This window comes from Mesorhizobium sp. LjNodule214 (assembly GCF_964252735.1).
Lineage (GTDB): Bacteria > Pseudomonadota > Alphaproteobacteria > Rhizobiales > Rhizobiaceae > Mesorhizobium.
In genome coordinates, this window is record NZ_CAXUPE020000001.1 from 2,278,591 (window position 1) to 2,300,869 (window position 22,279).

A 22,279-nucleotide genomic window follows, 5' to 3' on the forward strand; every position below is an offset into this window, starting at 1 on the left:
ATGCCGCAAAGACGCCGGATCGCGGCGCCAGCCTCGCACAGGCGGTCGCATCAAGGTTCGCTCCCGAATCGGGAACTGAAGCACGACCGCAGGATTTCGCCTCAAGTGAGCCCGTGCCGGACGAGATGGCGAACGACCGGCGAAAACATTTGCTGGCCGATGTAAGACCCGGTGTTCGAACTCTCGAAGAGTGGTTCGGCGACGGCCGCATCCTCGATCACGGGGATGCCCGCCTGGCGCGCCTGAGCCATTATCTCGTCGGCCGCCCGGCCCCGGCCCTTGCCGACGACCGTCGGCACCGGCGTTTCGCCCTTGACGTAACGCAACGCCACGGCACGGTCGCCGGACACGAACACGATGACCGCATTTTTCACACCCAGCTTCGCGGGTTGCATCACCGCCTCGCGCCGCTGTCGCTGCTGTTCATGGCGGATCAAGGGATCTCCTTCGAGATCCTTGTGCTCACGCTTGTATTCGGTTGTCGTCATGCGCATGTCGCGAAGGAACAGCCAGCGCTGAAGTGGAACATCGATCACGCCGATCGCGACAAAGGCCAGGGCGGCGGCGATACCAAGAGGTACCAGCACCGCCTTGATGATCGGCTCCAGGCATGACGGACCGCAGCCTGGCGCATCGAAGAGCGGCTGCAGCCACGCGATCAAGATGAAGACGAACAGGCTTGCCAGCAGCACCACCTTGATCAAGCCCTTGGTGAACTCGATGACGTTGCGCAGCGACAGGATCTTCTGAAGCCCCTTCGCCGGATTTATGTGATCGAACTGCGGCTTCAGTGGCTCAAACGAGAAGACCGGCCCGAACGTCCCCAGCATGCCGAAGACAACGGTGAGAACGACGACGATCCCGACCAGCGGCAATGTGGCGAGCATCAGCAAAGAGAAGAAATGGCGAATGGCCCGCAGGCTGACCTCCGCGAACGAGCCGCCGGGCGCCGTCACGGTCTGCACGAGTTCCGAAAGGTGCGTGAACAGCATCGGCCAGGAAAAATAGAGATAGGCGAGCGCTGCGAAAAAAGTGAAGCCAGAGGTCAGGTCGCGGCTCTGCGGAACCTGGCCTTTTCGGCGGGCGTCACGAAGCTTCTTGTCGGACGCCGGTAGTTTCTTTTCCTCAGCTTCTTCAGCCATGTTGCAATCTTATCGCACTGTTGTGGTTCCAGTGGGCCGACGCCCTGTGTAAGGTGGGGCGGGCTTGAATACGGAGAGGTGGATATGCGGTCGCATGTCGTATTCTTGCCAGTCGTCATCACGCTGGCGCTGACCGGCTGCCAGACGAGCAAAACCGGCTCTGTGCAGGCGAAGGCGCAAGGGCCGTCGTCGCAGTCGGAGCGACTGATCAAGCTTGCGGACGATATTGATGCGCGCGGAGAAAGTGACACCGCAATCGCGCTCTACCAGCGCGCGGCAGCGATGCCGGACGCCAAGCCGATCGCCTTCGTCAAGGCGGGCGACGCCTATATGAAGGCGGGCTATCCTGCCGACGCCGCCAAGGCCTATCAGGGTGCGCTCGCAAAGGCTCCCAATGATGGCGGGGCAATGCTCGGGCTTGGCTCGGCGATGATAGAGGCGGGCGATATCGATGCCGGCATGCGCGCGCTCGCGCAGGCAGCGCCGCTGGTCAATACCAGCAGCGCCTACAACCGCCTGGGCGTGGCGCAGACGTTCGCGGGCCAGACAGGGGAGGCGCAGACGACCTTCGCCCAGGCGTTGAAACTTGCGCCGGGCGACCTCGACGTCGAGACCAACATGGCGCTGGCGGCAGCCCTTGAAGACAATTCCGCGACGGCGCTGCCGCTGGTGCAGAAGATCGCCGCCGCACCTGGCGCGCAGTTGCACCACAAGCGCAATCTGGTGATGGTCTATGGACTTCTCGGCCAGGCCGACCTGGTCAAGGCCTCGCCGCCTATCGGCCTGACGACCAAGGAGGTTGCCACCTTGCTTGCGCGTGCCAGAACCATCCGGTCGAAAGGTAGCACCCAAGCCAAGGCGAAAGCGCTCGGCTCCATCCTCGGCTAGAGCAATTCCAGGAAAAGTGTGAAACGTTTTTCCGTCCGCAATTGCGTCAAAGCAGGGAGATAGAGCGGTTCTGCGTTTCTGTGAAACGATGAACCGCTCTAGCACATCGGAACAGCGGAAACCCTGAAGCGGTCTTCCGCCAGGCCCGACGCGTAGAGCAGTGCTACGCGGGCGAATGCCGCAGGGGCTCACTCGACCGGGAGCGTCGTTTGCGGCGTCGACGGCGCGCTGTTGGCGCCGCCTATCGGAGCCTCTTCTCCGTCGAGGTAACGACGGGCCGCACGCGCAGTCGGTGCTGCCGCCGCCGACCCCATGCGCTGGCCCTCGACGAGGTCTCGCTGGCTTTCGGCCATGCGCTGAAGATTGTAGGCATTGGCGCAACCGGGTGGCAGGTGCGAGCCGACGCCGGAGACGATCGTCAAATCGGTCCTGGCGGCAGAATTGTCGTCATCGGCCGGTTCGGCCAGGCATGCGTTGGGCGCAAGGACGGAACCGCTGCCCCCCTTCTCGGAGCCGCCCGTATCTGTCGAAACATAGCTGTAGCCGGGAGAAAAATCCTGCCGCTGTTGCGAGCTGTTCACGCAGCCGGCCACAAACAGCGCCGGAAGAACGGAGCAGAAAGCGATGGGCAATGTCATGGTCGTTTCCCCCACTACTTGATGATCAGACCCGTCGCCGACGCGTCATTGGCGTGCTTGCGATTGGCGCGCTTGGCTGCTGGACGATCGAGCGGCGTGGCGAGGCTGTCGCGCACCGGCGCGACCAGATAGGGTGTGATCAGGATAACCAGTTCGGTCTCTTCGTGCTGGAAGCGCTGTGATTGAAAAAGCGGGCCAAGCACGGGCACATCGCCGAGAACCGGAAACTTTTCCAGATTGCGCGAAGTCCGCTGCTGGAAAAGGCCCGCGATCGCAAAGGTCTGACCACTTGCCACTTCGACCGTGGTGTCGGCCCTGCGCACGATGAAGCTCGGCATGGCGAAGCCGTTGGCGCTTACCGAGCCGGTCTCCGACAAGGAACTGACTTCCGGCTGGACATGCAGCGCGATGCGATTGCGGCCGATCAGCGTCGGGGTGAACCCGAGCGAAACGCCAAAAGGCTTGTACTGGACGGTGACGCCATCGGTTCCTTGCGGAATCGGAACCGGAATCTCGCCGCCGGCGAGAAAGCTTGCCGTCTGACCGGTCACCGCCGTCAGATTCGGCTCGGCCAGTATCTTGACGACGCCGTTGCGTTGCAGCGCTTCGACCAGAATGTCGAAGTTGATGCCGTGCGCCTGGTCCATGTTCAAGCCGAAATTGCCGCTGCCCGAGGGCACGCCATTGTCCTGGAACATGTTGAATTCGAAGCCGCCGCTCCTGTATCCGACAGACCAGTCGACGCCGTACGACTGCAGCTCGGTGCGCGCGACTTCGGCGAAGCGAACCCGGATATTGACCTGCTGCGAGCCCTGCACGGTCATGTTGTTCAGCGGCGGCTGTTCCGGCGGCGAGAACGTCCGGGCGACATTGTCCAGATCCGTTGCCTCATCGACGCCTCGTGCCTCGCCGGTGGTAACGATGCGGGTTCCGAAAATGTGGAGATTTGTCGACGAGTTCGGCTGCATCGCATGCTTGGCTTCATTGGCTGGTGTCACATCGGGGGTAACGCGGAACTGGGCCGTTGCCTCGATCCGCTCATCGGCTGTGACTGCGATGAGGTTGGTCAGGCCGGGTTTGAGGCCGAAGACATAGACCATGCTCGGCGACACGACCTGAAGGTCTGCAATCGTGGTGTCCGCAATCAGGACGGATTCGACCGGTTCATTGAACCGCAACAAGCGTCCTTGCCCGACCGGCAGGTCGAGCGATGGCTTGCTCGGCAATGGCGATGCGTTCTGTGCCGTCGCGTCGGCAAGTGTAAACAAGAGCGCCAGCAAGAAGCCAACCGTTGCGATAGCGAGCCAGCGCATATCCGTCCGCCCGGCGAAAGCGGCGGACCGAACGCCTGCTGCGGTATCGTGGATTGTCATGCCGTTCCTCTCCTGAGCATGGGGATTCCCCAACTGTCCCCCTCCGTCCGCCTGGCGTCATGAGGCCGCCTCTTGCCTGGCTTTCGCCTGGGCCGAGGGCAGCGACTGGGAGACATTGCGCGCGCCGGTCCTGCCGGTGCGTCCGGCAATCGTGGCCAATGGTTGGACGTTGAATTCCTGCGCGAGTTCCTGGAAGGACAGAACCGGAAGCTCGATGGCATTGTGCGTGAGCAGGCTGCGCATATGGCGGCGCACATCCATCGCGGCGAGGACGACCGGCGAGACGTCGGTAGAGTTCTGCGACAGCGCTCGCTCGATTTCGGTGACCAAAGCCTGCGCATCATCGTCCGAAAGGTTCAGGAATGTGCCGGTCGATGTGCTCTGCACTGCGTTTCGCAGGATATCCTCGGCCGACCGCTGCAGGACATAGGCCGCGATGATGTTGTTGCGGCCGGCGGAGCGGAAGCTGATCTGGCGTTTCAAGGATGTGCGGACATATTCCGTCAGCAGGACGACGTCCTGTTCGCGTTGGCCCCATTCGATCAGGGCTTCGAGGATCAAGCGCAGATTGCCGATCGGCACGTTCTCGCCGACGAGCCGGCGAAGCACTTCCGCGATCTTCTGCAGCGGCACGATCTCCTGTGCCTGTCTGACAAGATCCGCATAATCCGGCTCCATGTCCGACAGGAGCCTGCGCGTCTCCTGGATCCCGACGAAATGGCCGGCATAGAGCCGAAGTGCATTTCCCGTCCATCTGGCCGCCGTTTCCGCAGGTGCGGAGAAGGCGAAACCGGCTTCCTTCAGTACCGATATCTTGCTGCCATCGACCCACACGAATTTGCGCTGACCGGCAATCGAAGTCCCTTTTTCGTAAGTTACTTCGAGTAGGTCGAGATGCGTTGCGTCCGCTTCGACAAGAACGCGGTCGGCAGGAATTTCGGCATCCAGAATGGGTGCGCCCTCCAGATCGATGCGGATGCTTCGCGGTGAAAGCATCTCGTCGACCTGCATGCCGATGGCCGGAACGTCGACGCCCAGATCGCCGAAGAGTTCGCGGCGCACGCCGTCGGCGAGCGCGGCAAATTCGGGCTCCGGGATCGAGCCTGCGAGGTCGGTTCCGAGGCGGACGACGACGCGGTAGGAAGGAGGCAGCATTCCGGTGCGGATTGCTGAAAGCGACGCGGCATTTTCCGGTTGCTCGTGCACGGCGATCTGGCCGAACTCTTTGGACTCAGCTTCCTTTGCGGTGCGGCGATTGATTGCATAGGCGCCCGCTCCGAAGCAGGCGCCAAGGATCAGGAACACGATGGAAGGGAAGCCTGGCACCAGGGCGAGGCCGACCATGATGACCGCAGCGAGCCCGAGCGCCCGGGAATCCCGCAGGAGCTGGCTGGTTATCTGCCGGCCAAGGTCGCCCGTTCCATCCGCGCTGCCGACGCGCGTCACCATCGTGCCGGCGGCCACGGCGACCAGCAGTGCCGGTATCTGCGCCACCAGCCCGTCACCCACGGTGAGCAGGGTGTAGGTCGCGGCCGCATCCCCCACGGACATATCGTGCTGCAGCGTTCCGACCGCGAAACCGCCGATCAGGTTGACCAGAATGATTACGATGCCGGCGATGACGTCGCCCTTGACGAATTTCATGGCGCCGTCCATCGCGCCGAACAGCTGGCTCTCGCGCTCCAACTGCTGGCGCAGACGCCGTGCCTCCGCCTGATCGATGTCGCCGTTTCGCAACTCGGCATCGATGCTCATCTGCTTGCCCGGCAGCGCGTCGAGCGTGAAGCGTGCGGCGACCTCGGCGACGCGTTCCGCACCCCGCGCAACCACGATGAACTGTGCGACAGTGATGATCAGGAAGATGACGAGGCCGACCGCGATGCTGCCGCCGACGACGAAGGTACCGAAGGCGGTAATGATCTCGCCCGCGTCGGCCTGGAGCAGGATCAGTCGCGTGGTCGTGATCGTGATCGCCAGCCGGAACAAGGTGGCGATGAGGATGACCGACGGCAGCGACGAGAACTGGAGCGGATGAGAAACGTAAAACGATGCCAGCAGGATAAGCACGCTGATGGCGATGTTCGCGGTGATGAGAATGTCGACGAGAAACGTCGGCAACGGAATGAGCATCATCACCACTGCGACGAGCATCAGGACGGCAATGACCAGGTCGCTGCGGCGTGACAGCCTGGCGAGGAATTGCAGAAGTCGCTCCGACACGCTCATCCGACGCCTCGCTGCGACAGGAAGCTGAGCAAGGCACTGTGCGCCTCTGCCTTGCGCCCGGCCACGAGCAAGGCGCGGCTCTTCAGCAATGCAAGCGCCGGGTTGTCCATTCCTTCCAAGGTCTCCAGCCTGGCAATCGTGGCAAGCGCCTTTTCCGCCTCGCCATCAAGTATGAGCAGGTGCGCCAATGTCCTGAGGACGCCGGCATTTCCCGGCGAGAGCTGTGCAGCGATAAGCAGGTACGCCGCGCCCCGCTTTGCCTGGCCATGACACCCGTAGAGATAGCCAAGGACATGCAGCAGATGGACCGTGTCATGCGGGTCGGTCAGATTCCGATTCCTTCCTGCATGCGGCCGAGCAGTTCGCGATGACGCTCGATTTCATCCTCCATCAGCGTTCTGGCTAACGTCTTGAGTTGCTCGCCGCCCTCGAGGCCGGGGACCAGGTGCGTTACAAAATGCTGGAGAATAGGGACGGAGCGACGCAGGATGGCTGGCTCGGGAACAACGGGCATGACGAAGTTGGCGAGTATCTCGTCAAGCGATTCGCCGGCCGCACCTTGAGACGGCTGGAATTCCGCGGTCTCCGGCTTTTCTGCAGCAGCGGCAGATTTCGTCCCTTGAGCACGGTTTGCGGCCTTGTCGACGCCATTCATCCGTCGCCGGTTGATTGCCTGGCCGCGCACGCCTTCCGCCTGCCGCACCTCGCGTCCGGCGGCGTCCATCCTTGCCGAATCGAGTCGCGGTCCTTCAAGCCGGCGGTTCACGGATATTTCAGCGCGACCGTGGCGCCGCCCTTGGTCAGCAGAAGTTCCGTCTCGCCGATGTGCTTGACGGTCCAGCCGTCATTCGTGAAGGCACCTTCGTGATAGCGGGCGCCGTCGGTCGCGATGACGTAAGGCCGATCGCCATACCAGATCGCCTGCAGCGTCAGGCGCGGAGCCTGCTGCGCGTTGCCGACCATGACGTTGGAGACGAGGGGAATGTGTGCGCCGAACGCCTGGTCGAACCAGGCTTGCGTTTCCGCCCAGGCACCACTCTTGTCATTCGGGATCATGCCCGAGACCACAAGGCGTCCCGGTGATTGCTGAACGGTCAATGTGCCTATGCCGGATTGCTCGAGACGGAGCTTGAGCTGGCTTTCCGCTTCTGCGGCACTCTGGATTTGCGCCGGCGACGAGTCGTCCAGGACTTCCTGGTCCGGCTCGCCGGCGAAGGCCATTCTGATCGGTTCGCCGTCGTGAGAGGATGCCTTTGCGCCGATGTCGGGCTTGGCGAAAGAGAACCCGTTCGCGGCGACGGAGACAGCGAATACGGCAAAGAGAACGCTGCCCGCAACCAGGACGGAGCGATGGGAAAAGGACCACCGGCTCGGGGGGCGCTCCGGGTTGACCAGCCGGATACGGGCGTCGCCGACGCTGATGGTGAGCGGCAGCCTGCAGCGGCTGCCATGTCCCTCGTGGATGGTCTCGCCTGTGGCAAGAGTGACATCACCGCCGACGGCCTCGATTTCAAACTGGCTGCCCTTGCGCCGCAGCCTTGCGTGGATCGGCGCGATGCCGGCATCCCTGAGGACAATGTCGGACTCCGTGCTGGAGCCGATCGTATACAGTGGCTCGACCAGGCTGAGTTCGGCGCCGGCATGAAATCCATGGATTACGCTGAGCGCAACGGAACCTCCGGATGCCGGGGAGGGGGCGATAATCGACCGGAGCCGGCGCGCTGGCGCCGCATCCAGATATCTGCCGATAGGACTAGCGGTCATGCCACTTCATCTCCCGCCGATGACGATTTCAAATGCAGCCTGACGACGGCGTTGAACGATTTCTGCCGTGCAAGTACGCCGCCGGTTGCTTGCGGCGGCGTATGGGTTCGAGAATTCCCTGCCTTAGGCCTTTTCAGCCGACTGGCCGAGCGTCCTTGCGGTGCTCATCAGCATGTCATGCTGGGATTTCGCCATCTCTTTCGTGATCTCCAGGCCAAACATGCGCTCCTGGTGCTTGATCATCTTGTCCAGGTTCTGTTCCGGCGACCCAGCCGAGCCGGACGTAATGGGAGGGGTAGGGGCCATCATTGTCTCCTTGAGGGACTATTCAAGTTACAAACTCCAGACTCACACCGCTGCGATCCGGCAGGTTGCGAAACCAACTTAAGGCAGCATGACCGAAATTGAAAGTCCAGTTGGAATATTTGAGCCACTTCAGTTCCAACTGTTGCGTTGCCGGCGTTCCAGGAGTAACCTGCGAACCGGGTGAATGGGGTATTTCAGGATGGAAAAAGGTCCTTTGGCGGAGCTGTTGGTCGAACGGTTCGAGAATATGCCGCCGCAACTACGTGTCGCCGCTCGTTTCGTGCTGGATCATCCCAAGGATGTCGCACTGATGTCGATGCGTGAGCAGGCGCACCAGGCCGGCGTTTCGCACAGCACGATGATGCGGCTGGCGCGATGGCTTGGCCTTGATGGCTACGAGGATATGCGCAGCCTCTATGCGCGCGCGTTGCGTGAGACGATCGCCGGTGAGCCGGCGCGACGGGGTATCGAACAACACGGCGCTCCGGGATATTCGACTGCCGGCGTCGTTGCCGACACACTCGCGGCCCAGATTTCAAGCCTCGGTGAATACGGCAACGCCATGCAATTCATCGCCGCCGCCGGGCTCCTTGCGCGATCACGCAATCTGTTCGCTCTCGGCTCTCGCTCCGCTTATCCGGTCGCGAGCCACTTCGTTCACATCATGTCGTTTGTGGCTGGCGGCGACCGCCAGGCAACGCTTGTCGGCGAGATGGGCGGACAGGGTCTGGACGTCCTCCAGCACGCGGGACGTGGCGACGTGCTCCTTGCTGTAGGCATGGCGCCTTATGAACGCACGACCATCGACGTGGCGCGCCAGTCGGCCAGGCAGGGCGTCGGCGTGGTGGCAATCACCGACAGCAGCGTGTCGCCGCTGACCCGGATCGCGCGGGAAACAATTATCGTCACGTCAAATTCGCAGTCGTTCTTCCGAAGCATGGCGCCGGCATTCGCCGCCGTCGAGATTCTGGCGGCATTGACGGCAGTGCAGTCTGAAACGAATGCCGCAGAACGGGTGAAACAGTCGGAAGAACAGCTTGCTGCTTTCGGCATTTATTGGAAGCCCCCTCGATAAGACCTGAAGGGTTGCGATCAGGCGGGCGTGATGGCAGCCAGGCTGCCGGCAACAGTGATTTCCGGAGGTCGTCCAGATGGTCCGCCCGATAACGCTCACCAAGCCGCCAGTCCAGCCGCAAAAGGTCAACGCCTCGGCAAATGCAGCGCAGGTTGCGCGGCTGGAGGCGCAGGCAGCGCAGCTTCGGGAGCAGATCAGGCTTGCCAACAGGATGGGCGAGCGTGATTGGGCGGCACAGGCCCGCCAGCAACTGGCACAGGTCAATACGGAATTGAGTTCCCTGCAGCCGCCGCCGGTTGCGCCTCCGGGTGTCAACGTCACGAACGCCAGCAATGGCACATCCGGCAACGGCACGACGGTGGTGCCGGCACTCTACGTGCGGCCCGATCTCGCGGCACCCACGTTGACGCCGGTGAAGCTTGACGGAAGCAAGCCCGAAGACAACGCCGCGGAAGCGACCACCGCCCGCAACATCGTCAACGACGTCACCGGCGGCAAAAGCATCGACCAGATTGCGTCTGCCCGCGGCATGACGCGCGAACAGGTTATCGCCGCGCTCAGGTCTGGCGGCATGAGCGTGTCGACCACCGACCCGACCGGCGGCAATGGCGACGTGCAGACGACGAAAATCACCGATGCCAACGGCCGCACCGTCACGCAATATTACGACTACCAGCACGACAGCTACTATACGAGCGTCCAGCAACAACCCAACGGCGCGACGACCACGACGCCGGTTCGCGATGGGCTCGGACGCAAGGAAACCAGCAGCTACAATTCCGACACCGGCGCCATCACGACGCGGTATGAAGACGATCTTGGCACGGGTACCGTCACCGAGCGGACGTCGCTGCCCAACGGCGCTTCGGTGGAAACGGTGACGCCGGGCGCCGGTCCGTCCCTTCCCGTGACCACCGTCACCGGCCCGGACGGACGCAAGACCATACTGGCGGCGGCGCAGGATCCGGGCGGGACAAGCACGCAGAATATCAAGGACGCTCTGGCCGAGGGGAAAAGCATCGAGCAGATCGCGCAGGAAAACGGCCTCACCAGCGAGCAGGTGATCGCCGAATTGCAGGCCGCCGGTTATCAGGTCAAGACGCAGGAGCCGACGAGCGACAATGGCGACGTGCAGTCGGTCGAGATTGTCGACCCGCACAGCGGCGACAAGACCGTCTACTCTCACGACTATCAGCATGACGCACGCACCGTGGTGACCACGGCCGACGGCAAGGAAACGTCGCACTCCGTCGATGGCAACGGCAAGACCCGCAGCAGTGTGCGCGACACCAAAACAGGCGAAACCACGACCACGATCGTCGATCCGAAGGCCGGAACCGAAACCAAGATCGTCACCGACAAGGACGGCCGGGTGACGACGACCACCGCCGAGAAGATCAATGGCGGCAAGCCTGTCGAATATGAGGTCAAGCCGGGCGACAACCTGACCCTGATCGCTGAGCAACATGGCGTGACGCTGGATGATCTCAGACGCACGAATCCGGAGCTTTTCAGCTCGCCTCGCGACCCGGACATCATCCATCCGGGCGAAAAGATCACCATCGAAAACGGCACGCGCACGACCGTCGAGGTCACCTTCAACGGCTATACGCTGACCACCAGGCCCGATGGCAGCGCGACGCTGCACAACAACACCACCGGCACCGACCTGGAGATAAAGGCGGGAAGCACGCAGGAGGCCCTGGCCCGGACGCTATTGGCGGTGAACCCCAACAGCAGCGATCCCAAGGAGGCAAAAGAGGGCGAGGTCGTGAAGACCTTCGTCGAAGGGCTGCTGGCGGGCGAGGCCTTGCCCAGTCTTATCGACGCGGCGGAAAAAGCCGGACAAGACAAACTGGACCTGATCGCGAAATACGGTCCGGGTACCGTCATCGAGCCCAAGCTGGACGGTGAGAACAGGGTTGTCGATCCGTTCGGCGATCCGCCGCAGGGCAACGCACCTTCCGGCGGAAAATGGACGCCGATGAAGGTCGACGGCGTCTGGACCTGGGTCGACCCCCAGGTCGCGCAGGCCATCATCACCGAGAACATCGCACTGTCCCGCATCACCGAGACGCGAGCTCTGGCCGGCCAGCGGCAGGAGCAGTTCAACGTCCATATGCTCGACCCCGCCTACAAGGATGCCGTCGATGGCGCGCAGACCATCATAAACGAGGCGCTGGCGCCTCATGGTCTGCAATGGACCGCGCAGAAACCGAAGGGCACGCTTGCCGATGCACAGGAGCGGTTGACCAAGGCCAACACCTTGCTGCAGAACGCGCAGGATGCCCGTGGGGAGTACGAAAACGCCGGCAGGGTTCTTGCGGATGCGATCGCCCAGCAGAGCGACCTCACGCCGCTGATTGATCCCAATGCAGACGTTGTGTCCGCGCAGGGGCAGCCAGGTCCCAACCGGGAAACGCAGTATGCGCAAGGCCTCGCGGATCATGCAGCTGTCGATAAGCTGTTCTCCGAAGTCGGCCTGCATCTGAGCAAGGGCGACAAGCTCACGATCGACTTCCTGGTCGGGCAGGCCGAACTGAACGGCGTTCCCACGGATTCGAAGGAATACAAGGACCTCAAGGCCCTGCAGACGACGGCAGGCAGTCAGCTCGAATTGGCGCAGGCCTACCAGGATTACTTCGACGCCCATGCCAATGCCACGCAAGTGGGCGCGCAGCAGACGGATCTCGAGCAAAGACTACTCGCCGAATACAATAACGAGCACCAATTTCTGTTCGAACAGGGAAAGAAACATCAAAGGGTCAGTGGCGATTATCTGGGTCTCTTCCAATCGCAAAGGCTGGAGATCCGCGACGGCCAGCTGTGGGTGGTCAACCAGTTCGAAGAGGGCACGACAGAGCAGCAGCTCACCTACAATCTAAGCGAAAAGAACGTCAGGGACGAGTACCGGGACCGCCAACTCAACAAGGACTGGCAGCAGCTTCTGAGCGGCGCCAACTCCAGCGGGCCGGTGTGCACGGCCAATGGCCTGGGAGCAGCGAAGGCCGGCGAGGAGCAGGCGGCGAAGACCCTGAACGACGTCCTGGACAAGCAGCTCGGCAACAGCATTTCCGACCTGAACAGCAAGCTGACGACGCTACAGACCAACTTCAACAATGCGCTGACGGAACACGGGCCAGGAACGGTGGATGCCCCCGCTGGCACGCTGCCCGATGGCGTGCAGCCGGTCGAGATCAATGTCGGCGGACAGACGATCAAGGTGGCGCCTGAGGTCGCCCAGAAATACAACCAGACAGGAATCGATGCGCTGACCGAGGGCGGGAAGGCGGTCTGGATCGACCTGGATACAAAGGATGACGATGCCAGTGGACGCTGGGTCGATCCCGAACTGGCAGTTGCCAAGCTGAAGCTCGATGCGACAAGGCTTCAGATAACGCAGGCCGAGGATCTGCGCAGGGTGGTGCAAGGCTTCAGCGACTATCATGAGCTTCGGCTCAGCGATCCCTCGCTCTTGGCCGATCGCAACAGCACGGTGGACAAGACCTATCTGGACGAGCACGAGCAGCAGACGCTCGACGGCATCTATCAGCCGAAGTTCCAGCAACTGCTCGACAGCGGTTACGACGACGAATTCCAGGAACAGCGCGGCACGGACCTTGAGGAAACGGTCTCCAAAAAGCTCGGCGTGAATAGTTCGACCGAGGAAGGCCGCGAGGCGATCGAGAATGTGACGGAGGAGATCCGCGATATCGGCGGCGACAATCCGTACGTGCGCAGTGTGCCGATCTTCTATGTCGACGACGAGGTCGGGACGCAGCAGGCTGTGCTCTTTGCCGTGCGCGACGGAGACGGCAACACACGCTATGTCGACGTCACCGGCAAGAAGTTCGACGACCTCGGGGATTTTCAGGACAACAACAACCAGTTCGGCGAGAACGGCAAGCTCGTCGTTCCCAAGGGCCTGGAGATGAAGGCGGGAGACGACGGCAAGGTCGCGCTTGAGGTCGTCAAGGCGCGCAACGTTTCGGTCTGGGACAAGGTTGTCGATCCGCTGGTTGGCATCGGCACCGGCATAGCCACCATCCTGTCGTTCACGCCGGCCGCACCGGTCGCAGCACCGCTGGCCTATACGGGCGCGGCCTATCTCGGAACCAGAGCGGTCATAAACCAGGTCAACCATCTGGAGCATGGCGGCGAGTGGGACGACACCGAGTCGCTGATGAATGTCGCCAGCGTAGCGACCACGGTTCTGCCCATGGCTTCCAGCGGCCTGCGCACCATTGGAATGGCGGGAAGGGAAATGACGGCCGCTGGATTGGCTGGAAACCAGATGACGCGCCTGCAGGCCTTCCGCGGCAGCATAGGCGCAACACGGTCCGGCTCACCCCTGGCGCTCGAAACCCGCACCTACATGCAGTCGACCGCCGGTTTGAACAAGGTGGCCTGGGCGACGGATGTCGGCTCGGTGATTGTCGGCGCACCTTTGCTGGCGACATCGGCCTACGATCTCGCCGTCAACGGAGACCAGATGAACGGTCTCCAGCTTGCCAACGCGCTTACGGGTCTTGGCACCGGCATCACCGGCACGGGCCTCGGCATCCATGGTCTGCGCACGCTGCGGCCGGGTACGGGCACGCAGGCGAGCTCCAACGGTCCTGGCGCCAACCCGCCGCCGGGGAGCGGCGGACCGCACCAGCAGCCGCCCGGCGGCAAAGGACCGTGGCCGTCGCAGCCGGCGCTGGGACCTGGCCCCTCGGGGCGTCCAATGAATGTCCATGAGATGGGCGCCGACGGCGTTTACAGGCCGACGGGAGAGCAGGTTTTCCACGATCCCAGCCACCCGGTCATACAAGGAGAAGTGATCAAGACCGATGACGCCAGCGGCGATGGCTCGACGATGCTGCCAGGCCATGATCCGCATGGGTCGACCCCGCCCGGTACACCGCATCCCGCCGATGGCGATCCCATCATCGTGCCTGGTGAGCCGACAGGAAAAGACGGATCGGTTCACCTCGTCTGGGATCCGGAGACGCGCAGCTTCACCGGCATGCCTGAACCCGACACGAGCGGCTACGTCTACACCAGCGGCAAGGATGTTACTCCGCCGCCGCACTATCGCGATACCGATCCGGGCGACAAGCCGCTTTCCCTCGAACAACTGGCGGCTCGGTACCAAAAGGAGAAGGAATACTATTCAAGCCGTGAGCTCGATCAACGATACGGGGACGCCAGGCCCGTCCTGGAGGCGCTTTCAGAGACAAAGCCGCCCGAGTCGGCGGATGGCAAACCGGCAAAACGGAATAGATTTGGCGATTTCAGGGTATCGGCACTGGGACGTGTCCGGATCAATACCGAGCCACTGAATGCCGTTCTTGACCTAATCCCCGGCGCGCGGCAAGTCGATCTCGGTTCGCCCACCTGGCGCTCTTACATGGTAGGCATCGGAAGGCAAACCAATTTCCGCGCAATTGGCCAAGCAGTCTCCGACGGCGTGAAATACAAATCCGCAGAGCCGCTTCGCGGTACGCTTGGTGAGGAGCTGGGCATTTCCATTCGCCCGAACGAGCACCGAAATATCACGGCCGCGCAACTGAAGCTCTGGCCAGCTCAGCGCCAGATAGCCTTCCAATACAAAGGGGCGGACCTTCTCGAGGCGGGACACCAGGGGCTGTTCGGAGAAGCCGCAGATTCCGCGTTCGTGGTCGTGCCGCGCTCCGCGCGTTTGGCGGGTCCGACAGCTGAGGGAGCCAACGTCAAGGGCTGGGGGGTAGATCTCACCTTCAGCCTCGCTCTTCGTGCGCGACCAGCTACATTGAAAGATGGCGAGCGAGACTTTTTACACGTGCCAGCAGATGGTCGAAATAAGTTTATGCAATTCGAGGGCGATGTACCCTATAAGAAAGTCTATCAGGAGGATAAATACTACTTACCAAGTTTCATCGGTGTTGAGCAGCGTTACGAGGTTGCAATGAATGCAACCGTGCCAAAGGACACGGTTGTGGTGTCGCAATTTGTCGATGAAAATCAAGGCGTTCTTAGTCGGCTCAGATTGCGGGCTCATTTCGTCGTGAAGGACGAGGGCGTGGCCAAGGATCTCGTCGATAATCCAGACGTAAGCACAATTCGGGACCTGGTTGAGTCAGGACAAATCGATCCTGACAAGTCGATTTTCTATGTTCCAGGTTCAAGCAGCGGAATGCGTCAGTCTGCAGTTCCGGGACTGCCGTTGGAAGAGACAATCGTCAACTATAGTGGAAAAAGACAGCGCGTATGGAACGCACAATCCAGCAGGCTCGAGGTCATACTCAACGAAAAGTTCTTCGACTTTCTGCCCAGTCCGGATCGTATCTTGCTGCGGAAATTGCCAGCGCCGTTCAGCCATTATACGCCGTCGGACGGTTCGATTTACTTCAACCTCTTTGGCAAGCGGGAGGCGGTAGCGGCGACGGTCGACCGCACGATTGCGCTGTCGGCCCCGGCCCTAAGGATCGGCGTTCCCGGTGTCCCTTTCCTCCAGCTTCCATTTGCGCTCAGGGGTGAAATCAGATTCTTTTATCGGACGCAGTTGCCGGAAGCCGCTCCGATCGTCGCGAAAAGTGACTTTGTTCAACGGGATTTCGTCACTGAGGGCGAACTACCTCTGAGGATCGCCGTTCCTCGCTGGCTGCACGAACTCGACGCGCGTGCTGCCAACGGCGGAGGTATCGCGTTTCCAAAGGGCGGCAGGGCCTCACTGGAAAAATGGCTGGACGAAATCGAAACCACCGCGACTCCTCGGCAGAAGGGTGAGATTGCGGAATTTCGGGAGACCAGTTTGCCCTTGTTCGAGGATGAAACATTCATTCCTGCCGGCGCCACGCCTGCCTTGCGTACCTTCTTGATGGGACAGGCGAAGCCCGTCGAAGCGCCACCTCCAGAGTTTGCTTACTTGGTATCGCAAGACTTACAGGCACCGCTCGTGCACTGGTACAGTGAACAGGGTGTGACCGAGACGCAGCGGCAGACCTGGTACGTCAACCGGCTTGGCACACTTTCCGGGGATGGCCGACCGATCACTTTCGCAAGCGCATCGGACGCAGGTGCCACCCGAACGGCAGGCCGCCAGGGCGACCTGAACTACCTGCGCGACGGTTCGATCACCGTGGGCGGGCGCGCCGTCGATGCAGCCGCGCTCAGGCTTCCCGTCGCGTCCGATGCGTTCCTAGTGATTGCCGAGAAGGCCGACCTGCCGGGCGTGGATCAGCTGGTCCGCGACATCGAGAGTCATCCCAACTACCGCCGCGGCCAGGATGTCGTTCTATTCGTCTGTGGAGGAGGGACGCGGGAAAACAGTCCCGATTCGTTCGTTCCCGTATCGCTTGCGAGGACTGTCGCAGACAGGCTCGGCGGGCGCGCGCAGGCCGTCGACGGCGACGTCCATATCGGCGAGACGATCGCGCTCGACGGTTCCGCCGTTGTTGAGCTGCCGGGGCTACCAGTGATCGACGTCACCGGCGGACGGTCCGATCAGCAGCCGAACTATGACGCGCAGCGGCGCTATTGGCTGTCAGACGGTGGGCGCGACGTCCGTGTTGACGGCGTTTTCGACGCGGCGAGCATGGCGCACGGCGCCAAGGTCGACGGACGGCCGGTCGACAACAGGAGCCTCGGCGGTCCCACACCAACAAACAAGGGCCAATCCGCTCCGAACAATGGCCTCACCCGAGATGGCGTCAGAGCGACCCCGCTTGACCAGGTGCCGGATCTCGTCATGGGCGATTTCCAGCCGAACCAGATTCCATGGCTTAAGCGCGAGCAGGTGGCCGAGCTGACGGAACAGCAGTTCCGCGACATGGATCAGGCCGACTTGCTGCCCTATCTGACCAAGAGCCAACTGCGCGGTATCCCGAAGGCAAGGATAGGCCAGGTCAACATCGCTGGCCTAGACGGGAAACAGATTCCCTGGCTGACCGAGGGCCACATCCGGAACGTGACCGACCAGCAGTTCCGGGATCTCGGCAAAGCCGGTTTGACGCCTCACCTGACGAAACCACAGTTGCAGGCGATGAAAGGAGACATGGTCGAGCTCGTTGACGTGTCGAAGTTGGAAGCGCGCCAGGTTCCGTGGTTCAAGCCCGGCCAGGTCGCGAAGTTCACGTCACAGCAATTCAAGGATCTGGGCGAGGCCGGATTGCTGAAGAACCTCACCGAGCGCCAGGTTCAGGCGATCCCCGAAACCATGATCGACGCCGTGGACGTGGCGAAGCTCGATCCCAAGCAGGTGCCGTGGCTGACCGAGAAGCAGATCCCCATGCTGACCCGCGATCAATGGGGTGCCTTCACGATCCACCACACTGAAGCCCTGACCCAGCCGCAGATCGAAGCGGTGACGCCAAAACAGTTCGAGGAAATGAGCCCCGGCCAGTTCCGAAAGTTCACGCTTGAGCAGTTCGAGTGGATGAGCGGGGATCACACGAACGCCCTCTCGGTGCTGCAACTGACGACCTATCAGGCGACCCATAAAAAGGCGATGACGCCGGATCAGGCCACCAGCGTCGATCTGGCCCTCAGCCATGCCAGGATGCGGGAAAACGCTCAGGCACTCGCCACCTTTGGCGGCATGTCGACCACCTCCTACATGTTGTGGAGTTCGTTGCCGCCAACCTGGACCGCCACCGCCGGAGCGGTGGCGTTTGGCGTGCGAGGCATGGTTTTCGGCGCGCAGGCGCTCTTCCCCAACGCAACCGCAAGTCACAAGCCGTTCGGGCGATTCCTCAACGCGCTCGGCGGAGCCACATTCATTGCCGCAGCCCCAGGTGCGGCGACCGGGATGATCCAGGGTAAGGATCTTGTCGTCAACAGCACGTTCACGCTCGGCAACATCGTCTATGGCACGAAATCGATGCTGCAGTCGTTCACCGGCAGACCGGTGATCCGAAACCTGGCCGAACATCTGGCTGGACCCGGCTATGTGCTTGGCTGCGCCGTCTATACGTTGCACTCCTGGCCGGCGCCGATCGCCACAGTCGCCGGCACTATGTTCACGTTCGGCTGCGCGGAATTCTGGGCGTCAGCGATAAGGACGGACCGGATGAATCGCCGGTCGGTGCCGCGGACCGATGATGACATCGCGGCGGCGGAAAAGTCCGACAAAAAATGGACTGCATGGGATCGGTGGACTCTGGGCATCACCTTCGGCGTTGGAATGCTTCTCTTCTCGCTGGACGCCCTGCTCGCGGAGCCTTGGGAGGGCGCGAAGACGACCCCTCCACCCGATCCGAAAAAACCGGATGGCGATGCCTCGTCCCAGCAACCCGATGATCCTTCGGATGTTCCAGGTGAGCCGCAAACCCCGCCCGAGACCTTCCCGCAACTTGTCGTGCTGGCGGATGACGGCCTGAATTTGCGGACCCAGCCGGACGGCGATTCTGCCGTGGTGACGGTTCTGGAACCCGGCACGTTCGTCGAGCAGACCGCGAAGCCGTCGACGGATCCGTCAGGGGAAGCCTGGATACCCGTCGAAGGTTTCGGACCGGACGGCGACATGCATAGCGGCTGGGTTTCCGGCGACCATGTGGAGGTTCATCCCGCGGGCAGCAGCAATCCCGAGGGCCGCACCAATCCAACGCTGGAGAAAGACGGCTATCAGTGGGTCGAGGTCAAGAACGGCGACAGCATTCGCCTGATCGCCAGGACCCATTCAACGGACGTGGCGGAGACGGTGGTGCTCAATATGGATCATATCCTGAGCCCGGATATGATCTTCTCGGGTGATCGCATCTATCTGCCGGTCACCTCGGTCGGTTGAGGAACGGCCGGTCCAGTTTTAGCGATCGTCTACAGACTGCGCCTTGCCGGTTCTCGCGGCATAGGCGTGCGCAACGCAGGCGGCCAGCTTTGCCGCCCGCTCGGCTATCGGATTGGATGGCTCGGAGGAATAGGAGGCAGTAAACTGCAGGTCGGACGGGTGCCACTCGCAGTCGACAATGCGCAGTTTGCCGCTTGCGGTGTAATCCTGGACGACTTCCTCGGGGAGGGAGGCTATGCCGATACCGTTGAGTGTCATCTTGACGGAAGCGGCCAGCGAATTGGCCGGAAAGATACGTGGCGTCTCCTCCAACTCGCCGGTCAGCTTGCGGTAAAGTTCGCTGTAGGGTCTGGTGGTGCGCGCATAGCTGATGATCGGAAACTGCATCAGGTCAGTCAGCGTCAGTTGGCGTCGGTTCGGCAATTTCAATTGCGGCGAGCAGACCCAGACGAGCGGAAAGGATGGCAGCTCCATATTCTCGATGCTGTATTCCAGAATAGGCCCCATCAGCACCGCAAGATCGAGCCGGTGGGACATGAGTTCGTTGCGAAGGGTGGTCGTCGCATCAACGACGATGTCCGTATCGACAAGCGGGTAGTTTGCCTGCAATTCCTTCAGGAAATCCGGAAGCCAAGTATGCACGATGGTTTCGGCAACCCCAAGCCTGAGCACCCCGGCCGTCTCTGAAAGAGAGCTGGCCGTCAGTTGCAGCCGTTCGGCTACGCGCAAGACCCGTTGAGCAGGTGGTAGAAGCCGCTGTCCCTCGGCGGTCAGCCTGACGGTGCTGCTCTGCCGCTCGAACAGCTTGGTACCCAGCGCCTCTTCAAGCCCGGCAATTCGCGTGGATACCGCCGGCTGCGTGGTGTTGAGGCGTTCCGCCGCCTTTCGAAAGCTTCCGAAAGTCGCCACCAGGAGAAAGGTTTCGAGCTGCTTGATGTTGAAAGGGATCACGAGTCAGTGCCGGACAATAATCTGAGCACCGATTCTTACCCGGTCATATAGGTCGATGACGTCTTCATTGGTCATGCGGATGCATCCAGAGGAGTTGGCCTGTCCGACGGTCCATGGCTGATTGGTGCCGTGGACGCGATAAAGCGTGTTGCCGATATACAGTGCGCGCGCGCCCAACGGGTTGTTCGGCCCGCCCTCGACACGGGCGGGCAGGACGCGGCCTTTCGATGCTTCCCTGGATCGCATTTCTGCCGGCGGCCGCCAATCCGGCCAATCCTTCTTGCTCGAAATCGTGTCGCGACCGGACCACTCCAGTCCCTCCTTGCCAACGCCCACCGCGTATCGCAGCGCCTTTCCGTCCCCCAGAATGTAGTAAAGGCGCCGCTCCGTGGTGTTGATCACGATCGATCCCTTTGGCTGAGCCTCGCTGAAATTCACGATCTGCCTGGGGATCACCGACCACGCCGGCAGCATTCCTTCGTCCGACGTCTGGTCGGGAGCCGAAGGGGAGACCAGCACATTTCTCGCCTGATCGTAAGTCCAACTTCTAGGGTCATAGCCGCTGTTCGATTGGGCCTGTGCCGACGTCATGGCCGCCACCGACACCGCAGCAGTCAAGCCCGTTAGCAGGATCTTGTTTGCCGCCACCGAGACCGATCCCTTTCTGCATCCTGGCGTTGAACTGGTGATTCCAGCGCGCACCATATCGCTTTGCTCACTGTTCGCAACATTTGGCACCTAGTGCACAGATGCAATCCAATTGGACTTCCAATTTTGCGGTGCCCACGATAGAGTGAATTGGCGGGTAAACCATGGGACAGGCGACGCGTGCCATCGCTCGTGCGTCCCTTTGTGATAGGACTGAAGTTGACGGGACGCGGTATCTGCCACGCGGATCGGTTGTCGGGAGCAAGGGCTGCCTTTGCCGCCTGCGGCATCGCTATGGTCCTGGTGTTCAGCCTTGTCGCGCGGCCCGCGCACGCCGCCGAACCACGCTGGCCTGCCGGCCCGTACAAATACATCACCGTCGACCAGTCGGTGACAGACGCGCTCGTCGAGCTTGGCCGCAACATGCGGGTGCCGATGCGCGTCAGCAAGCTTGTAAAGGGGCGGCTCAGCGCCGGCATGCCGGTCGGAACGGCCCGTGAGTTTCTGGAAGAGATTTGCAATCGATACGGGCTGGTCTGGCATTTCGACGGCATCGTCATGAACGTCGCGACCGAAGCAGAAGTCCAGACGGAGATGATTCCGCTGGACGCCAACACGGCTGCCGGCGCGGAAGATCGGCTTTCGCGGCTGGGCGTCACTGATCCGAAGTTTCCGATCAAGGTTTCCAAGCAGGACGATGTCGTCTCGGTATCGGGGCCGCCGTCCTACATCGAACTCGTCAGGAAAACGCTCGGAGTTCCTGCCATGGCGAGCACGAAGCAGGAGCCCGGCAAGGTTGCTTCGGTTCGCGTTTTCCGCGGAAAGCAGGCGGAGGCGCAGAATGTCCCCTCCGGCAAACCGAACTAGGAAACAGGAGGGCAGGATCATGCAAATCGCGCCGATTGGAGCCCTGGAAGCCACGCTGGCAAACTTGACCACCAGCATAAGCGCGCAACAACAGATCACCGCCGGCGCGACAGCGCAGCCGGCTAACCGAATGGTGGGCGCCAACCAGGAAAAGCACGATGCCGCGAAGGTCAACACACCTGAGCGTGGTGATGTCGCCACGCGGGCAGGTCAGCAGGTGGCGCAGGCATCGTCCGGCACCAATCCGGCGATGGCCGGACAATCCTCCAAGTCGGAAAAGACCGAGCCGATCGTCGAACACAAGCTCTTCGACTATCTGGCCGAGGTCGAGAAGGCTGGCGGTGGGGTGTTCACGGATCCATCGGCTCTGTTCGGTTCCGCCGTTCAGTCGCTGGAAGGAACCATGCAGCAGGTCCAGAAAGCCCTTGGCCAGGCGAACGCCCCCGTGAATGCTGAAACGGCCGCCACGCAGGATGCCGCCGACAAGACGTCAGGCAAGGAAGGCGAAGACACCCCGGCAAGGAACGCCGAGCAACTGCTCGAACGGTCGATCTCGGTGATGTGGGCGGCAGCCAATCTCGAAGTCGTGACGAGCAGCGTGACGGCTGTCACGTCGTCCACCAGCACGCTGATCAAGCAACAATAGGCGC

15 protein-coding genes are annotated in these 22,279 nt (G+C 61.8%); 5 read left to right on the forward strand and 10 right to left on the reverse strand.

All coding sequences use genetic code 11. The features are described from left to right. Positions 1-101: 101 nt before the first annotated feature. Positions 102-1,142, reverse strand: a complete 1,041-nt coding sequence (locus ACSQ3Z_RS10665) for an EscU/YscU/HrcU family type III secretion system export apparatus switch protein (RefSeq protein ID WP_436171230.1) — start codon at positions 1,140-1,142, stop codon at positions 102-104. 84 nt (positions 1,143-1,226) lie between these two features. Here ACSQ3Z_RS10665 and ACSQ3Z_RS10670 point away from each other — a divergent pair, with 84 nt between their 5' ends. Beyond that, entirely contained in the window at positions 1,227-2,030 is an 804-nt protein-coding gene (locus ACSQ3Z_RS10670) for a tetratricopeptide repeat protein (protein ID WP_436171231.1), read from the forward strand. A 188-nt stretch (positions 2,031-2,218) separates the two neighbouring features. Here ACSQ3Z_RS10670 and ACSQ3Z_RS10675 read toward each other — a convergent pair whose 3' ends face one another. The 7 genes from ACSQ3Z_RS10675 to ACSQ3Z_RS10705 all read right to left on the reverse strand — a co-directional run bounded on the left by ACSQ3Z_RS10675 (position 2,219) and on the right by ACSQ3Z_RS10705 (position 8,340). After that, positions 2,219-2,668, reverse strand: coding sequence for a hypothetical protein (locus ACSQ3Z_RS10675; protein WP_436171232.1), 450 nt, complete (start codon positions 2,666-2,668; stop codon positions 2,219-2,221). A 14-nt stretch (positions 2,669-2,682) separates the two neighbouring features. After that, entirely contained in the window at positions 2,683-4,041 is a 1,359-nt protein-coding gene (locus tag ACSQ3Z_RS10680; RefSeq protein WP_436171233.1) for a type II and III secretion system protein family protein, read from the reverse strand. 57 nt (positions 4,042-4,098) lie between these two features. Further along, positions 4,099-6,267, reverse strand: coding sequence for a type III secretion system export apparatus subunit SctV (sctV, locus tag ACSQ3Z_RS10685; RefSeq protein ID WP_436171234.1), 2,169 nt, complete (start codon positions 6,265-6,267; stop codon positions 4,099-4,101). Next, positions 6,264-6,455, reverse strand: a complete 192-nt coding sequence (locus ACSQ3Z_RS10690) for a hypothetical protein (RefSeq protein WP_006203919.1) — start codon at positions 6,453-6,455, stop codon at positions 6,264-6,266. The genes sctV and ACSQ3Z_RS10690 overlap by 4 nt, the downstream gene beginning before the upstream one ends. A gap of 137 nt (positions 6,456-6,592) precedes the next feature. Next, positions 6,593-6,991: a hypothetical protein gene (locus ACSQ3Z_RS10695; protein WP_436171235.1), complete on the reverse strand. Its 399-nt coding sequence runs from the start codon at positions 6,989-6,991 to the stop codon at positions 6,593-6,595. A gap of 38 nt (positions 6,992-7,029) precedes the next feature. Then, complete coding sequence (locus ACSQ3Z_RS10700; RefSeq protein WP_436171236.1) at positions 7,030-8,031, reverse strand: SctD/MshK family protein; 1,002 nt, start codon at positions 8,029-8,031, stop codon at positions 7,030-7,032. A 123-nt stretch (positions 8,032-8,154) separates the two neighbouring features. Beyond that, positions 8,155-8,340 (reverse strand): hypothetical protein, encoded by a 186-nt coding sequence (locus ACSQ3Z_RS10705; protein ID WP_436171237.1) that lies wholly within the window; start codon positions 8,338-8,340, stop codon positions 8,155-8,157. A gap of 211 nt (positions 8,341-8,551) precedes the next feature. On the opposite strand from ACSQ3Z_RS10705, the gene ACSQ3Z_RS10710 reads away from it, so the two are divergent. Next, positions 8,552-9,412, forward strand: a complete 861-nt coding sequence (locus ACSQ3Z_RS10710) for a MurR/RpiR family transcriptional regulator (protein ID WP_436171238.1) — start codon at positions 8,552-8,554, stop codon at positions 9,410-9,412. 76 nt (positions 9,413-9,488) lie between these two features. Next, positions 9,489-19,163, forward strand: coding sequence for a LysM peptidoglycan-binding domain-containing protein (locus ACSQ3Z_RS10715; RefSeq protein WP_436171239.1), 9,675 nt, complete (start codon positions 9,489-9,491; stop codon positions 19,161-19,163). A gap of 18 nt (positions 19,164-19,181) precedes the next feature. On the opposite strand, the gene ACSQ3Z_RS10720 is transcribed toward ACSQ3Z_RS10715, so the two are convergent. Both ACSQ3Z_RS10720 and ACSQ3Z_RS10725 read right to left on the reverse strand, forming a co-directional pair. Beyond that, positions 19,182-20,114 (reverse strand): LysR family transcriptional regulator, encoded by a 933-nt coding sequence (locus ACSQ3Z_RS10720; RefSeq protein ID WP_436171240.1) that lies wholly within the window; start codon positions 20,112-20,114, stop codon positions 19,182-19,184. A 3-nt stretch (positions 20,115-20,117) separates the two neighbouring features. Next, positions 20,118-20,762 carry a L,D-transpeptidase gene (locus tag ACSQ3Z_RS10725; RefSeq protein ID WP_436171241.1) on the reverse strand — a complete coding sequence of 215 codons (645 nt, stop codon included), beginning with the start codon at positions 20,760-20,762 and terminating at the stop codon, positions 20,118-20,120. Between the two features lie 219 nt (positions 20,763-20,981). Between ACSQ3Z_RS10725 and ACSQ3Z_RS10730 the strand changes: the two genes are divergently transcribed. Then, positions 20,982-21,629: a type III secretion protein gene (locus tag ACSQ3Z_RS10730; RefSeq protein ID WP_436171242.1), complete on the forward strand. Its 648-nt coding sequence runs from the start codon at positions 20,982-20,984 to the stop codon at positions 21,627-21,629. Positions 21,630-21,648: 19 nt separating this feature from the next. Continuing rightward, complete coding sequence (locus ACSQ3Z_RS10735) at positions 21,649-22,275, forward strand: hypothetical protein (RefSeq protein ID WP_436171243.1); 627 nt, start codon at positions 21,649-21,651, stop codon at positions 22,273-22,275. The last annotated feature ends 4 nt before the right edge of the window (positions 22,276-22,279 follow it).